We start from the raw sequence: 14,315 nt of genomic DNA on the forward strand, positions 1-14,315 counted from the left end.
GTGGACGACCTTAGAGCTATCCCCTGGGGATAGCTCGCTGGTGCATCGCGGGCGTATGACGGTTGCTACAGCCGCCCTCTGGGGAACGGCGATGGGCGAATTACTGTCCGCCGGCCGGCTTGGCGCTGAGCGCCACCGACTCGATGCGGTACGGCAGGATGCCCACGCGGCGGGCTTCGATCTTGAACGTGATGCGCTCGTTGTCGTCGGCGTCTTCCCACTCGTCCTTGACCGTGCGCCCTTCCACCAGCACACGCATACCCTTCTGGTACAGACCCGCCCAGCGTTCGGCGTCGCGGTGCCACAGCTCCACGGGCGCCCAATAGCCGCCGCGGTCTTCGTAGCCGTCCTTCGTCGGCACTGGATTGTCGAAGTAGACGTTCAGGCGCAGCAGCCGGCGCGGCTCGTCGTTGCCGTTCGGGAATTCGCGGTAGTCCGGCGCAGAACCGATGTTGCCCTCGCCGACGAAGTGCGTGCTCATGGTGACTCCTTGGTGGTGGGTGGAACGGCCGCGGTATGCCCGTGGACACGCCGCAGGTAAGCCGCTTCGGCCTGGGCGGCCTTGTTGGCGCATCCCAGTGCTTGGCGAGCGATGCTGTGGGTCAGACTGATCTGCATGTTCAGCACGATGCGCTGCAGTTCGATCGCGTACAGCTCGTCGATCAGCGAGGCCGGCGTCGCGGGGTTGGCCAGCAGGGCCTCCCACAACGCCACGCCCATGGAGGAACGGTCGAGGTTGCGCCAGCGCAGGAAGGTCGTCCCCGCGCCAGTGGCCTGCTGGGCCAGTTGCACGTCAAGCAGGCTGAACGGGTAGGCGCGCGCCTGGGGCAGCACGCGCCGCTGCGCCAGGCCAATCACGTCGTCGCGCAGCGCTGCGCACTGGCTGGCCCAGGTCTCCAGACTCCCCTTACCCTTAAAAGGCTGTAAAAGGCCTTTTAGGTAGCCTGCGTGTTCCAGCCGCTGGAAGTCCGCCTGTTCCAGCGCCACGAAGCGCGTGGAGTGACCGATGGGGGGCGATGCCGTCATGCGTCAGCACCCTCATTACCCGTCGCTGGATTGGCTGCGCCATCCGTGTGAGCCGGCGCATCGGGCTCGATGGCGGGCGCAGCAGGCGGTGTGCCGGGCTTGGTCGTCCGCCGCGCGATCGGTGGCGCGAAGCGCGAGCGGCGCGTGCCTTCCTGCACGTCCTGCGGCAACTCGCCGAACTTCTCCAGCGCCGCTCGCGCCGCCGCGTTCCTCGCCGCGAAGTCGTCGCGCGTCGTGCCCGAGTAGCGGTACTGCTGGGCGAGCGAGAACAGGCTGCGCAGCGCGTGCGCACCATCATTGAGCCAGCGCTCCAAGGTGCTGCGGTCGATCAGCGCCGTGTGGTGCGCCAGGATGAGTTTGCGTGCCACGTCGTCGTAGTCGGCCAGCAGATACACCGCCATGAAGCCGAGCTGGGCGTTCACGAACAGCGGCAGCTTCACCGGCTGCACGTTCATGTTCTCGCCCAGAGATAGCGCCGGGGGCACGTCGGCCAGGGCCTGGTCGACCTGTTCGCGCAGGGTCTGCAGGCGGTTCTTGGTGTCGGCGAGCTTGTCCTCGATCCGCAACATCCACCAATCCGAGTAGGGGTCGTCCTGCTCGGCGCCGCGCTTCATTTTGTTCATGGCGCCGATGAAGCCGTTGAGACCGATGATGCCTGGGCGCCCCTCGGTCGGCGCGCGGCCATGCCAGATGCGCGATGCGTGGTGCGTGTGCAGCGTCAGCGACATCGCGCTGCGAAGCGATCCGAGATTCAGTTGCAGGGGTTCTGTGCGTTCGTTGGCCATGGGAGCGACTCGCGGTGAAGGGGCGAGTCGCCAGCATCGACATCGGCCGGAAGGCCGTCAGTCAACAAACCGTAGCCCATGCGCGCCCGGTTTGTTCCGCACGGAAGGCTGTGTGTGCCGGCTATCCCCTGGGGATAGGTCTTGAGCCGCCAATGCTTGATGTCGGGGCTTGAACCATGACAATGACTGGGGGCGCATCGCACCTGGGGTTGCTGCGCAGAAGAACGAGGGGAAAACATGCAGGATGGGAAAGCCGTTCAGTTGCTGTTGAACGAGGAAGAGCACGGGCACGGCCACGTGGTCGAGAAGCTGCTGAAGCGGGCGGAACGCCTGGAATGCCTGGTGGCCTTCGCGAAGACCTCGGCCCTCGGCGACTTGTTGAAGCCCTTGCGCAAGGCGCTGGAAAGCGGATTGAAGGCCAGGTTTGCGATAGGTCTGGACTTCTACCTGACCGAACCCGAAGCACTCCGACAGCTCTTTGCGCTCGCCGAGAAGCACGCGCTCGTCCTGTACCTCAGCAACGCCAGCGACACCTTCCACCCGAAGATCTACGCCTTCCAGAATGGCAAGCAATGCTCGGTGATCGTCGGCTCGGCCAACCTCACCCACGGAGGCTTCTACGGAAACTACGAGGCATCGGCCCTCATCGACGACGCGAGCGGCGCGCTGATGGCATCTGTCACGCGACACCTCGATGCGCTGGTCGCGGACAGGATTCTCGTGCCAGCGACCAAGCCCCGGATTGATGCCTACGAGCGGGAATACATCATCCACGACACTTGCCGGAAGGTGGCCAAGAAGCGCGCGCAGAAGGCGAGCCGAACCGAGGGGCCGGACTTCACGATCCTGGCCGACCTCCTGGAGCTGATGAAAAGCGACGATTCAGCGCATGGATTCACTGCGCAGAAGAACGGCCGCAAGGGAAACCTGCGCCAGGCAATGCGCAGGCTGGCAGAGCTGGCGGCCCTGAGCAGCAATGCCAGGCGGGACTTTCCGAGTAACTACGACGCGCTGATCGGCCTGTTCCATTCCGGCGGGCTGCACCGCAGCAAGAGCCGGATCGCCAACCACCCAGGGCAGTTCGTGGCCGCAGTGGCGGACATCCTTGACCGGCGCAACCTCTCGCCTGCCGAAGCGTTTACCGTTCTACATGGACATTTCGGCGCCATCACCGGAGCAGGCATCAACCTGCTGACTGAGATTCTGCACGCGCTGGACAACAAGCGGTTCGCCGTGATGAACCAGAACGCGGTGTCGGGACTGGCGCTCGCCGGCATCCGGGACTACCCACTGCATCCAACCAAGCAGAACGTCAGTGCGGAAAGCTACGCAAGGTACTGCGGGCATGCCGATACGGTCAGACGATCGTTGGGCCTGGACGACTTCACGGAGCTGGATGCACTGTTCAACTACGCCTATTGGCGGGAAACGGAAGAAGACGAAGCCGCGACCTGACCGGATCACCCCACGGAAGGCGACCTGTTCCGTCTATCCCCTGGGGATAGCTCAGGGATCGCGCAAGGCTGAACGCAGCCGTGCGAGGTAGGCGCGCGCCACCTCGGGGTCGGCTGGGCGGGAGGCCGAAGGCGACGACGATCACGCGGGCCCCGCAGCTCGCGGCGCGAGCGGCGCTGCTGCGTCGGTGCCCGCCCACGCCTTGAACTCTCCGCGGATCGCCTTCTGGATGATGCCGAACAGGTAGCCGGCCGGGTTGCGCACCGCGCTGTTGTGGCAGCGTGCCGCCCACTCGTCGAGAACGGCCTGCCGCTGCGCTTCGTCCACCTGCTGCAGGGCCACCAGCGCGCCGGCCTGCTGCTCATCCTTCAAGCGCAGGAAACGCTCGGGCAGTCGCAGGTTCTGCAAGGCCCTCGCGCGCGGTACTGTACGTACTTCATTTATACGATCATTACGTACTGTACGGTCCTCCTTCGGAATCCGAAGAGAGCTATCCGGCGCGGGTTTCGGCCCTGCTTCGGATTCCGAAGACGGGCGCGCAGCATTCCGAAGAAGGGCTTCCTGGCCTTCTTCGGATTCGTGGTCCGCACCCTCCTGTGGATAACCTGGCGTCGTCCAGCCATGCAGCGCCATGCGCTGCGCCAGCACCTGCAGGCGGGTCGGCAGCGTGCGGCCGCTGAGCAGCGGGTCTTCGGCAATCTCCTTGAGCGTGTTCATGCCCACGATCTGCACCGCCTTGGCGGCATGGGTCAGCGCCTGGCTGACCAGGCCGAGGTAGTCGGCATCGAGCTGCATCGCCTCGAAGGGCGACAGCGGTTCGTCGTGCAGCACGTAGAGGTTGCCTTGGATGCGGCCGGTCTTCGGGTCGCGCCGTCGTCGCACCAGGCTCAGCCAGCGCGTCAGCCGCAGCAGCGTCAGGGCGCGCGCCACGGTCTCGTGCGAGGCTTGTGCCGCGCAGGGCATCGAGGCCAGGTAGGGGCGCAATTGGTCGTAGGTGGGAAAGGCGGTCACGCCATCGTCGTTGAGCTGCAGGCGGAACACCTGCCAGGCGTTGCGCTCCAGCGGCGTCAGGCGTCGGTCGAGGAACAGCCTGCGCGGCACGCTCTCATGGCGGTTGCCGCTGTAGAGGAAACCGTCGGCGGCCGGCGCCGTGCCCTGCGCCGGTTCCTTCGGCTCAAGGTGCCGCAGCGCCTCGTCGAACAACGCCGACAGCGCAACCGGGCCATCGCGCCGTGATGCGCTGCCCGTGGTCATGGCTACACCAGCCCCTGGTCGATCCAGTTCCGTATCGCCGACCAGATCACCGACATGGGCAGAGTCATGGCCTCGGCCAGATCCATGGTCAGCGCCAGCATCGCCATGTCGTCGGTCAGGGCGATATGGCGCTCGGAGACGCCGGCCTTCCAGCGCTCCCACAAGGCCACGTCCTGCGCCTCGTCGAGCACCGGATGCCGGCCCTTGCGCTTGGGCAGCCCGAGGATGTCGCGGCGCAGCGCCACTTCCTGATGCGTGAGGCCGTAGAACTTGCTGACCATCTCCGTGCTCGCCCCCAGGCGCAGCATGCGGTCCACCGTAGCGATCTCCCGCTCCACGTCGTGCACCTGGCTAAGCAGCCGCTTCAACACTTCCCGGTTCACCGACACCGAACACCACGACACCGTGGCATTCACCAGCATGCTCACGAGTTCGGGGTGCTTCAGCGCATCCAGCTCCTCCTCGCCGAAGCCCATGGCCTTGCAGCGGCGCAACTGGCCGTTGCGCAGGTCATGCAGGGCCTGGGCGATCACGGCCTGGTTGAGTGGGTGCGGTGCCGACATGGATGCCTCCTGCGCGCTCAGGACTCGTGGTCCGAGTCGCCGGCTTCCAGGTCCAGCAGCCGACGCGCCAGGCGCAGCAGACGGAACAACTTCACCAGCGCAGCATCGCTCAGGCGTGTGGCCGAGCCGCCGTGGCCATGCAGCAGCGCCGCCAGCTCGTCGGCCAGCCGCGCGCGGTCCAATCCGTTCGCGGAGGGCGGAGCCGCACTCAGCGCATGCAGCAGGGTCAGCACCGCCCGCGCGAACGCCGGCAGCGCTTTCGCCTGGCCCACGGCCGGCGCCACGCAGACGAAGCCGATGCCGCCGTCGCTGGCCTCGATGTGGTCGGCTACCGCCGCTTCCCCGGCGATCTCGCGCGCGAACTGCGCGATGTGCACGCGCAGGCGATCCGGCACGTCCAGGCCTGGCTCGACGTACCAGACGTCCGAAATGGGATAGAGCCCGCCGACCTGCACGGGGATCGCACGTAGCGCATCGGTCTCGAAGTCGGGCAGCTTGTCGCCAAGCTGGTCCGCGACCATCCGCTGGATGGACTGCAGGCGCTCGGTGGTCGGTGCCGGCGTCACGATGTGCCCCTGCAGGCGCTCGTCGCGTTGCTCGTCCTGCTCGCTCGGCACGAGGGTAGTGTCTGCGTCCTCTCCGCTGCCCGAGTGGGGTGGTGCAATGGGCGGCGCGGGCGGGGTAGCGGCCGGGGGCGCAGTTGGCGCGACGTCCTGCGACGCGGGATCGGTGGGTAGCCGTCGAGTCGCGGGAACCGCCGCTGAAGTGGGCACTGGCGCCGCCGGTTCGCTGGTCAGCGCGCGCTGGCGGCTTTCGCTGTCGTTGATCTCCAGCGCCAGCGTGTCGTAGTCCACCCCCAGCAGTTCGGCCATCTGGCCCACCAGCTCGTCCTGCACCCGCTGCGGCGAGAAGTCGTCCGGCTGCGCGTCGAACTGCGTCAGCACGTCCTGAAACAAGGTCGCGAAGTCCACGGCCATGGCGCGGCCCAGCGCACGCCGCTCCCAGGTGCGCTCGCACGCCTTGCGCAGCACCGCGAGCCGGTCCACCTGATGCCGGCCCAATCCGCTGTACAACAACGTCGGGATAGCCGGCAGCAGATGGCGCACCGCATCGTTCATGCGGCTGATGTGTGACTGCGGCACCGGATAGCCGTCGGCCGTCAGACGCCGCGCTAGTTCGCTCTGCGTCAGCGGCTGGCCGCTTTCCTGCTCGTAGAATTCGCGGGCCTTCTCGATGCCCAGGGCCCGTTCGATGAAGGTCAGCCCGGCGCGCAGCTCGTTCTCGGCCAGATGCCCGGTCAGCGCCACGATTTCGCCGCGCGCCGGCCACGGCCGAAACAAGCACGGTACGCGATAGAAGCGTTCCTCCTTGGTCTCGCTCCACAACTCGCGCAGGATCGCCAGCCGCGTGTTGCCGCCGTTGCGAATGATGTAGTGCGCCTCGCCCGGCCTGCGCGTGATTGCGGGGGGCGCGTCCAGCCCGCGTTCGCGGATGGATGCCTTGATCTCCGCATAGGCCGGGTTGCGCGTCACGCGCGGGTCGTGGTCGTAGGGCCGCAACTGGTCCAGGGTCACCACCATCGGCGTGTCGGCGATGGGGTCGATCAAGGTCGCGGCCGCAGGGCCGCTGCGCTCGAAGCCGGTGGCCAGCAGCTTGACAGCCATGTCCTGCGGCGTCAGCTCAGCCACGGCCGTTCTCCTGCGCTTGCCGGTCGGCGCGGCGAAGTTGCGCGCGGGCATTGCGGTCGGCACGGTGGTCGCTCGCCGTCGAGCTGGTGTAGATCGACGGCGAGCCGGTGTAGATCGACGCGCAGCCTGGTTTCGTGAATTTCAGGTGCCCGCCGGACGTGCGCACCACGCGCCAGCCTTCGCCCAGCGCGAACTCGATCAACGCGCGCAGCCGTTCACGGCCGCGCGCCAGTTCATGCACGCTCGCCATGGCCAGCCCCTCCCGCATCGGCCCGGCCGGTGACCAGCGCGAAGTGCTCCCGCCACGCGGGGAACAGCTCGCCGCCCAGCGCGCGCATGGTGTCCAGCGCCGCGGGCGCCGTGCGCCCAGCCGGCTGCCGGTACTCCACCCGATGCACCGGCAATCCTCGTGTCGCAGCGCGCGGATAGGCTTCGATGGCTGGCACGTTGGTGTCCAGCACCTGCACGCCGGCCTGTTCCTGGAACACCTGTCGCAGCGCCTGCTGGACCAGCCGCGCGTTCGACGACACCGGATGCACGCGGTTGATGAGCAGGCGCAGCGGCGGTGGCTCGATGCCCAGGTGCCGATACGGCGCGATGTCCTCGATCAGTTGCAGCGTGCCGCGCCGCAGCTCGCGCGCCGCGAGGATCTCCGGCGTCACCGGCGACAGCGCCAGGTCGGACGCCAGCACCGCCATCTCCAGCAGCACGCTGCGCGCGCCCTGGGTGTCGATCAACAGCAAGTCATAGTGCGTGCGGAAAACGGGAAGCAAATGGCGCAGTCGCAGGCGCCCATCCGCTGCGTGCAGCAGCAGCGTGTTCAGTTCGCCGCGGTCGTCGTTGGAGAGCACCAGGTCCAGGCCCGCGATCGCGGTGCGCGACACCAGGTGCTCGATGCGCCGTTCGTTGCAGGTCAGCATCTCGTAGATGCCGCCAGGCGCGCGCACGTCCAGCGTGAAGTAGCTCGACAGCGTGGGCTGCACATCCAGGTCCAGCAGCAGCACGCGCAGCCCGGCATCGGCAATGAGGCCACCCAGATTGGCCGCCGTGGTGGTCTTGCCGACGCCGCCCTTGGTTGAAATGATGGACACCACCTGCATGAGCTTCTCCTGGTCTAATGGCATGAACCGAGAAGAAGCGTCAGGCGCGTTCCTTGAGGCGATCGACGATCCACTGTTCGATCTCCACCGAGTCCCAGCCCACCGCGCGCACGCCCAGACGCAGCGCCCTGGGGAACTTGCCTTCCTTCATCAGGCTGTAGATGTGCGCGCGCTTGAAGCCGGTCCTGGCCTCGACCTCGGCGCGGCGCAGGATGCGGTGTTCGGTCGGTGCCGCCGTGGCGGTGGTGGTCTGCGAAGACATGAGGGTCTCCTTAACGCTCAGTGGCGCTGATTGGCATGACTCGAATTAAGAACGCCGCGTTGAGGAAAGACACCGCAAATGCGGTTTCCACGACCGCAGATACGGTCTGGTGTCGCTCAGGAAGTTGTGCTCTGCAGATTGCGTCGAGCCAGTGCGAACTTGGCCTGCAGGGTGCGCTCGGTGATGCCCATCGCGTTGCCGTGGTGCGCCACCATCGCGCTGATGATGGCCTCCTGCGTCAGGAAGCTGGAATACGGCGTGCCGCTGGGCGACTTGCCCAGCAGCAGCGTCAGTAATCCGCCCACGATGTTCAGGTAGGTCGATTCGCTGCGCGGCCCCAGCGTTTTCGCACGCCCCGTGTCGGCCGCGCAGGCGGCGTGCGTTTTCAGCAGCGCCTCGTGCTCGGCGCGCAGCGTCTGGTGCATGCCCAGGTGTTCCACCAGCCGCGCCTTGATCGCTTCCCGCTCGGCCAGCAATGCGCCCACGGTGTCCAGGCTGATCGCCGGGTGAAGCGCTCGCTCGATCTCATCGAACAGAAACGCCGGTCTCTCGCCGGGGTAGTGGTGCGCCATCCAGGCTTTCAGATCGACGTGGCGCACCGTCAGCGACGGGTCGTCCATCGCGAAGCTTTGCGTCTCCCGCACCAAGCCCTCCTTGCCATACCGCATCTCGCCGTGGGCCAGCGCATCGAAGATTCTTTCGGTGTTCAATCGCAGCATCGGCCAGCGCGGAAACTCCGTTGCCTCCGGCAGAGGCCGCCCTCCCAAGGTCGCCAGGATGCGCAGCTCGAAGCGCAGCAATCCACTCCAGCGGATTGCCGCCTCGACCGGGCGGTAGTAGGTCTTGGCGCCATCGGCCAGGCTGCTCGACTTCGGCATATCGCGCGCCTCCTTTCGTCATCGAACCGAGTCCAGGCACGCGCACCCGCCGTACAGGCGGCGTGTGTGGCTGTGGACTCTCCGGGCGAAACGAGCAGATGGCGAAGCGGCGAAGACCGTGGCATCGTTGATGCTGCCGGTTTCGTTGCGAGATGCGCGCCTTGCTGCGCATGGCACCATCACTCACAATTCGCAAGCCGCGAACACGCTGTCACCAGCGTCATTCGCGGGCACCATGCCTGACCCGGATAACCAGGCCAAAGTCTTTGCAGGGAAAGAGGCCCAGTAAAGCGCGATCAGCTCAACACGCCAGAGCCGATGCGCATATGGCAAGCACTGTTGCGCCTCGCGTCTTCGCTGTGACGCGCCACGTTGGGCATGCGAAGTTGCTCGCAGAATGCCAACGACAAGCGCGAGCAAGGCCTGAGTGCACCGCGGCGATGGAATCCCGCTATGACAAAACAGGTCTGGCGTTTGACCAAAATGGAATCGGTCAACCCGCCTGAGGCAGCCTCATGCGAGCCGTTGCGTATCCAACGGCGTATGGCCGACACGCTGCGCACGGTCGATGAAGTGGCGCAGCGGCTCCGACATCGCGCCCTCGGGATGTAGCAGGTAGGTCGTCAGCGCTGCCGAGTCTTCATCCAACGGTCGGACGATCACGTCCGCCTGCCGGCGTGCCGCCACGTGCGCCGCGCTGGAAAATCCCACGCCATAGCCGGCCGCCACCAGGGCCAGCATCAGCGAGTGGGTCGTCACGTACTCGGCCACGACCGGCGGTGTCTCCACCCGGCGCAGCAGGCGCTCGCATTGCCGGCTGCACTCCTCACACACCTGCGGGTGGCACAGCACCAGCGGGTAGCTCATCACCTCGTCCAGCGGCACCCGCTTGTGCGCCAGCAAGGGGTGCCGCGCGGGTATGGCCACCACCAGCGGGTCTTGCCACACCGGCTTGGCGACCATCCCGGCCGCCATCTCGCCGGCCATCGCAAAGGCCGCGTCGTACAGGTCGTTGCCCAGCCCGCCCACCACCTGCGACAGCGGCGCCTCGAACAGCCGGATGCCCACTTCCGGCGCCTCCTCCCGGCACAGCGCGAGCAGCGCCGACAGCCGGGTCCGCCCGACGCCGCCGGCCAAGGCGATGCGCAGGGTGTCCCGGTGTCCCGCTGCCACCGCCCGCGCCTTGGTCTGGGCTTGCTCAAGGGTCAGCAGCACGCGCCGGGCTTCCTCCAGGAACACCTGGCCGGCCGGGGTCAGGCGCACGCCGCGCGGCGTGCGCTCTAACAGCATCACGCCCAGGCCTGCCTCCAGTTGGCGAATCGTGCGCGACAGGGGCGACTGCTCCACATGCAGCCGCCGCGCCGCCCGGCCGAAGTGCAACTCCTCGGCCACGGCGATGAAACAGCGAAGATGGCGTAAGTTCATGGACTTCTCCTCAGAAAGTGGAGTCCATTCCTCTGGCTTTAGGGAACTGCATGAGCGCTTCCCGGCGGCGATGCCGGTCACAGAGGCTTGCCAGTCGCCGCCGTCCGACCTTCTGTCGTGGCCACGGGGGGCGAGTGTCCAAGCAAGTCCGGTTATCCCGTCGGTGTTGCCTTATCGGAAAATTGCCAGATTGTCATTATTGTGTTGTCTGAGTGGAGTGAAGTCGATCAAGCCCGACTCGGCTACCCTGTCCATCACTGCCGACCGCAGCGTGTTCTGGAAAGACGAACGCATGAGCGACGAGCAGCTCGCGCAGTGGCTGCATGCTTCGGCGCAGCGTCATCCGCAGCCCAAGGACTTCATGCGCGGCGACCGCCAAGCGGGCCTACCGGCGCGTCGCCCAGGTGATGGCGGCTGCGCAGAAGTCCGGGCGTGTTAGAACCGGACTTCGTGACCGATCTGGGAGGCGATCGGGGTGACCCGAAAGACACCCAACTGCATCGGCATGCTCGCCCTGACGCCGGCGTGACGTCATCGGCTGCACCGATCGCGGACTCCAGCAAACGTGAGCGCCTGCGCGCCGTGCCCGGCGCACCGTGCGGGCATGAGGCTTTGACGCGATGCCACCGAAGGAGGTGCTGACGGGATGCGGAAGGAGATGCTGGCGTCCGATAGGCTGAACCAGAAGAAGACAGACAGGAGGCGGCCTTGGATTTCAGATTGCTGCGTTACTTCGTCGCAGTTGCGGAAGAACTGCATCTGGCCCGTGCAGCCGAGCGTCTGGGCATCGAGCAATCGCCTGTGTCGCGTGCGATGCGCGACCTGGAAAGCCAGCTCGGTGTACAGTTGTTCGACCGCAGCACACGCCTGACGCGGCTGACCTGGGCCGGCCAGGTGTTCCTCGGCGAATGCCGGCGCGTGCAGGCTACCGTGGAGCAGGCAGTCAAGAGCACCAAGGCCGCGGCGCAGGGCTACCAAGGCCATCTGCGCATCGCCATCTGCGACAGCCTGGCGCAGCCCCGCATCGCTACCTTGCTGGCGCGCAGCCGCGAGGATGAACCCGAGCTGGAGATTCGCGTCTTCGAGTTGCCGTTCGTGCAGCAGCTCAAGATGCTGCACAACGATCTGCTGGACATCGGCTTTGCGTTGTCGAACGCGGTGCATGATGGGCTCGTCGCCGAGCCGGTGTGGACCGATCCGCTGTCGGTGATCGTGCCCGCACGCCATCCCTTGCTGGCACACGTCCAGGTGCCGCTGGCCGAAGCCTTGAAGTTCCCGCTGGTTCTGTGCCATCCCGAATCGGGATCGGGCTGCCGCCATCAGATTCAAGCGATGCTGCAGGACGCAGGCACGCCGCTCAAGCTGGTCGATGAAGTGACCAGCCTGGGCGTGATGCTGACCCTGGTCGGCGCCGGCTACGGCATCGGCTTCGCCATCGCCTCGCAGGTGCAGACGCTACAGCGCCCGGACATCTCCATTCGTCCCCTGACCGGCACCCCACCGATGCTCTCTACCTACCTGCTGCGCCGCCGGGGCGAACCCTCGGAGCCCATGAAGCGGTTCCTCGCGCGAGTGAAAGACGAGGCCTCACCGGTCGATGACTAGCCGGTCCGTTGAGGCCGTAGCTCGCCTGTCCATTGCGGCCTGTGGCGTGATGTGCCAGTAGACGGATAGACTTCGGAATGAAATCCGTTGCTCTGGCTGTTGATGGATGTGCTTGGCTCGCTTTGGATCACCCTCAACGGCCTGCGTTGACCAGGCCGAAGACTTGAGTCCACAATCGAGTCCATTCCGTGACGTCTGGATCGGAAAAAATGTTCGTAATAAACGAGTTGGTGACCGGGTGCTGTTCCCTTCGCCCGCTCCACATCGCATTCCCGCATGGCGTTCCAGCAACGTCATCGCAGTCAAAAGGAGCCAAGGCTCCTTTTTTCGTTTTTCACCCTGCCTTGACCTGGCCCATGGCCATTTACCCACCGATCCGCTTCAATGCGCATCGGGCCTTTGCGTGCGCAAGCGAAACGGCTTGTGGCGGATAGGCTCAATGGATTCGTGAAACCATTCGAAAGGACAACGCATGTTTCTCTCCCGCTGGCTACCAGGCCTTGCCAACCTGCTGCACTACCGCCGTGAATGGTTCCACGCCGATCTGCAAGCTGGCCTGTCGGTAGCCGCGATCCAGATTCCCATTGCCATTGCCTATGCGCAGATCGTCGGGCTGCCGCCGCAATATGGCCTGTACGCCTGTGTGCTACCGATGATGGTCTATGCGCTGATCGGTAGCTCGCGCCAGCTGATGGTCGGCCCCGACGCCGCCACCTGCGCGATGATCGCCGGTGCCGTGGCACCGCTGGCCATGGGTGACCCGCAGCGCATCGTCGAACTGTCGGTGATCGTCACCGTACTGGTCGGCGTGATGTTGATTGCCGCAGGCCTGGCGCGCGCCGGGTTCATCGCCAGCTTCTTCTCGCGGCCGATCCTGATCGGCTACCTCAATGGTATCGGCCTGAGCCTGATCGCCGGGCAGCTGTCCAAGGTGGTGGGCTTCCAGATCGAGGGCGACGGTTTCATCCTCAGCCTGATCAACTTCTTCCAGCGCCTGGGGGAAATTCACTGGGTCACATTGATCATCGGCCTGGCCGCCCTGGGCCTGCTCATCTGGCTGCCACGGCGCTACCCGCGCCTGCCCGCAGCCCTCACGGTAGTGGCGCTGTTCATGCTGCTGGTTGGCCTGTTCGGCCTCGACCGCTTCGGCGTTGCCGTCCTTGGGCCGGTACCTGCAGGCATCCCGCAACTGGCCTGGCCACACAGCAACCTGGCGGAAATGAAGAGCCTGCTGCGCGACGCCCTGGGTATCGCCACCGTCAGCTTCTGCAGCGCCATGCTTACCGCACGCAGCTTTGCCGCCCGGCATGGCTACGCGATCAACGCCAACCACGAATTCGTCGCCCTGGGCGTGAGCAACCTGGCGGCCGGGATTTCCCAGGGCTTTGCCATCAGCGGTGCCGACTCGCGCACTGCAGTCAACGACATGGTCGGTGGCAAAAGCCAGCTGGTGGGCATCATCGCGGCACTGGTGATCGCCCTGATCCTGCTGTTCTTCACCGCACCCATGGCCTGGATCCCGCAGGCTGCGCTGGGCGCCGTGCTGCTGATGGCTGGCTGGGGGCTGATCGACATCAAATCGCTGGGGCATATCCGGCGTCTAAGCCGCTTCGAGTTCTGGCTGTGCCTGCTGACCACGGCGGGCGTACTGAGCCTGGGCGTGCTGCCCGGCATCGTGTTTGCCGTGACCCTGGCGATCCTGCGCCTGCTTTACAGCATCTACCAGCCCACCGATGCCGTACTGGGCTGGCTGCCGGGCACCGAAGGCCAGGTGGACATCCGCAAGTTCAAAGACGCCCGCACCGTGCCTGGCCTGGTGGTGTACCGCTTCGACGACGCCATCCTGTTCTTCAATGCCGACTACTTCAAGATGCGCCTGCTTGAAGCCGTGCAAAGCCAGGAGCAGCCTAAAGCCGTGCTGTTCGATGCCGAAGCGGTAACCAGCATTGATGTCAGCGGCATCGCCGCCCTGCGCGAAGTGCGTGACACCCTGGCGGCTCAAGGCATCCTCTTCGCCATCGCCCGCGCCCGTGGCACCTTCCTGCGCATGCTGGTGCGCTCGGGGATGGCGCGGGACATGGAAGAAAAACTGCTATTCGGCTCGGTACGCGCGGGGATTCGTGCGTACCGCGTGTGGCGCAACCGAAACCACAGTGTGCAAGTGACCGAACAGGGTTGAGCGGCTTTCATCCTGTTCAACGTGCTGCGCCTGTGCTGGCCCTTTCGCGGGTAAACCCGCTCCTACATGGACTTGTAGGGGCGGGTTTACCCGCG

General features: G+C 65.9%; 14 protein-coding genes and 1 pseudogene. 4 read left to right on the forward strand and 11 right to left on the reverse strand.

From position 1 onward, the window contains the following. Positions 1 to 100 precede the first annotated feature (100 nt). From REH59_RS23595 to REH59_RS23605, 3 genes are read right to left on the reverse strand one after another with little or no spacing between them, the layout of a single operon-like run. On the reverse strand, positions 101 to 481 hold the full coding sequence (locus REH59_RS23595) for a single-stranded DNA-binding protein (protein ID WP_064481754.1): 381 nt from the start codon (positions 479 to 481) through the stop codon (positions 101 to 103). Beyond that, complete coding sequence (locus REH59_RS23600) at positions 478 to 1,026, reverse strand: DUF3158 family protein (RefSeq protein ID WP_064481753.1); 549 nt, start codon at positions 1,024 to 1,026, stop codon at positions 478 to 480. Before REH59_RS23600 ends, REH59_RS23595 begins: the two co-directional genes overlap by 4 nt. Next, positions 1,023 to 1,811 (reverse strand): PFL_4669 family integrating conjugative element protein, encoded by a 789-nt coding sequence (locus REH59_RS23605; RefSeq protein WP_064481752.1) that lies wholly within the window; start codon positions 1,809 to 1,811, stop codon positions 1,023 to 1,025. The genes REH59_RS23600 and REH59_RS23605 overlap by 4 nt, the downstream gene beginning before the upstream one ends. 237 nt (positions 1,812 to 2,048) lie before the next feature. Here REH59_RS23605 and REH59_RS23610 point away from each other — a divergent pair, with 237 nt between their 5' ends. Beyond that, positions 2,049 to 3,266: a phospholipase D family protein gene (locus REH59_RS23610; RefSeq protein WP_064481751.1), complete on the forward strand. Its 1,218-nt coding sequence runs from the start codon at positions 2,049 to 2,051 to the stop codon at positions 3,264 to 3,266. 51 nt (positions 3,267 to 3,317) lie between these two features. Here the strand turns inward: REH59_RS23610 and REH59_RS23615 are convergent. The 8 genes and pseudogenes from REH59_RS23615 to REH59_RS23650 form a co-directional block, all read right to left on the reverse strand. Further along, positions 3,318 to 4,520 (reverse strand): annotated as a pseudogene (locus tag REH59_RS23615) (STY4528 family pathogenicity island replication protein). Between the two features lie 2 nt (positions 4,521 to 4,522). Beyond that, on the reverse strand, positions 4,523 to 5,083 hold the full coding sequence (locus REH59_RS23620) for a DUF2857 domain-containing protein (protein ID WP_043223311.1): 561 nt from the start codon (positions 5,081 to 5,083) through the stop codon (positions 4,523 to 4,525). A gap of 17 nt (positions 5,084 to 5,100) precedes the next feature. Further along, the gene (locus REH59_RS23625; RefSeq protein ID WP_064481750.1) at positions 5,101 to 6,771 is read right to left on the reverse strand and encodes a ParB family protein; all 1,671 of its coding nucleotides are present in this window, start codon (positions 6,769 to 6,771) and stop codon (positions 5,101 to 5,103) included. Continuing rightward, positions 6,764 to 7,021, reverse strand: coding sequence for a type II toxin-antitoxin system HicA family toxin (locus REH59_RS23630; protein WP_064481749.1), 258 nt, complete (start codon positions 7,019 to 7,021; stop codon positions 6,764 to 6,766). Before REH59_RS23630 ends, REH59_RS23625 begins: the two co-directional genes overlap by 8 nt. Then, complete coding sequence (locus REH59_RS23635) at positions 7,005 to 7,871, reverse strand: ParA family protein (RefSeq protein WP_064481748.1); 867 nt, start codon at positions 7,869 to 7,871, stop codon at positions 7,005 to 7,007. Before REH59_RS23635 ends, REH59_RS23630 begins: the two co-directional genes overlap by 17 nt. Positions 7,872 to 7,911: 40 nt before the next feature. Continuing rightward, the gene (locus tag REH59_RS23640; RefSeq protein WP_064481747.1) at positions 7,912 to 8,133 is read right to left on the reverse strand and encodes an AlpA family transcriptional regulator; all 222 of its coding nucleotides are present in this window, start codon (positions 8,131 to 8,133) and stop codon (positions 7,912 to 7,914) included. A 116-nt stretch (positions 8,134 to 8,249) separates the two neighbouring features. Continuing rightward, entirely contained in the window at positions 8,250 to 9,011 is a 762-nt protein-coding gene (locus REH59_RS23645; RefSeq protein WP_009401138.1) for a hypothetical protein, read from the reverse strand. Between the two features lie 513 nt (positions 9,012 to 9,524). Continuing rightward, complete coding sequence (locus REH59_RS23650; RefSeq protein ID WP_009401139.1) at positions 9,525 to 10,436, reverse strand: LysR family transcriptional regulator; 912 nt, start codon at positions 10,434 to 10,436, stop codon at positions 9,525 to 9,527. Between the two features lie 217 nt (positions 10,437 to 10,653). Here REH59_RS23650 and REH59_RS23655 point away from each other — a divergent pair, with 217 nt between their 5' ends. From REH59_RS23655 to REH59_RS23665, 3 genes are all read left to right on the forward strand, one after another. After that, positions 10,654 to 10,875 (forward strand): ExbD/TolR family protein, encoded by a 222-nt coding sequence (locus REH59_RS23655; RefSeq protein ID WP_009401140.1) that lies wholly within the window; start codon positions 10,654 to 10,656, stop codon positions 10,873 to 10,875. 269 nt (positions 10,876 to 11,144) lie between these two features. Next, entirely contained in the window at positions 11,145 to 12,041 is an 897-nt protein-coding gene (locus REH59_RS23660; protein WP_009401141.1) for a LysR family transcriptional regulator, read from the forward strand. A 472-nt stretch (positions 12,042 to 12,513) separates the two neighbouring features. Next, entirely contained in the window at positions 12,514 to 14,220 is a 1,707-nt protein-coding gene (locus tag REH59_RS23665; RefSeq protein WP_014859150.1) for a SulP family inorganic anion transporter, read from the forward strand. Positions 14,221 to 14,315 lie beyond the last annotated feature (95 nt).

Source organism: Pseudomonas sp. BO3-4, assembly GCF_034044115.1.
Lineage (GTDB): Bacteria > Pseudomonadota > Gammaproteobacteria > Pseudomonadales > Pseudomonadaceae > Aquipseudomonas > Aquipseudomonas alloputida.

What these genes read in the sequence shown, in the direction of transcription:
- REH59_RS23595 (WP_064481754.1), bottom strand. Translation starts at nt 481, where the DNA reads ATGAGCACGCACTTCGTCGGCGAGGGCAACATCGGTTCTGCGCCGGAC.
- REH59_RS23600 (WP_064481753.1), bottom strand. Translation starts at nt 1,026, where the DNA reads ATGACGGCATCGCCCCCCATCGGTCACTCCACGCGCTTCGTGGCGCTG.
- REH59_RS23605 (WP_064481752.1), bottom strand. Translation starts at nt 1,811, where the DNA reads ATGGCCAACGAACGCACAGAACCCCTGCAACTGAATCTCGGATCGCTT.
- REH59_RS23610 (WP_064481751.1), top strand. Translation starts at nt 2,049, where the DNA reads ATGCAGGATGGGAAAGCCGTTCAGTTGCTGTTGAACGAGGAAGAGCAC.
- REH59_RS23620 (WP_043223311.1), bottom strand. Translation starts at nt 5,083, where the DNA reads ATGTCGGCACCGCACCCACTCAACCAGGCCGTGATCGCCCAGGCCCTG.
- REH59_RS23630 (WP_064481749.1), bottom strand. Translation starts at nt 7,021, where the DNA reads ATGGCGAGCGTGCATGAACTGGCGCGCGGCCGTGAACGGCTGCGCGCG.
- REH59_RS23635 (WP_064481748.1), bottom strand. Translation starts at nt 7,871, where the DNA reads ATGCAGGTGGTGTCCATCATTTCAACCAAGGGCGGCGTCGGCAAGACC.
- REH59_RS23640 (WP_064481747.1), bottom strand. Translation starts at nt 8,133, where the DNA reads ATGTCTTCGCAGACCACCACCGCCACGGCGGCACCGACCGAACACCGC.
- REH59_RS23645 (WP_009401138.1), bottom strand. Translation starts at nt 9,011, where the DNA reads ATGCCGAAGTCGAGCAGCCTGGCCGATGGCGCCAAGACCTACTACCGC.
- REH59_RS23650 (WP_009401139.1), bottom strand. Translation starts at nt 10,436, where the DNA reads ATGAACTTACGCCATCTTCGCTGTTTCATCGCCGTGGCCGAGGAGTTG.
- REH59_RS23665 (WP_014859150.1), top strand. Translation starts at nt 12,514, where the DNA reads ATGTTTCTCTCCCGCTGGCTACCAGGCCTTGCCAACCTGCTGCACTAC.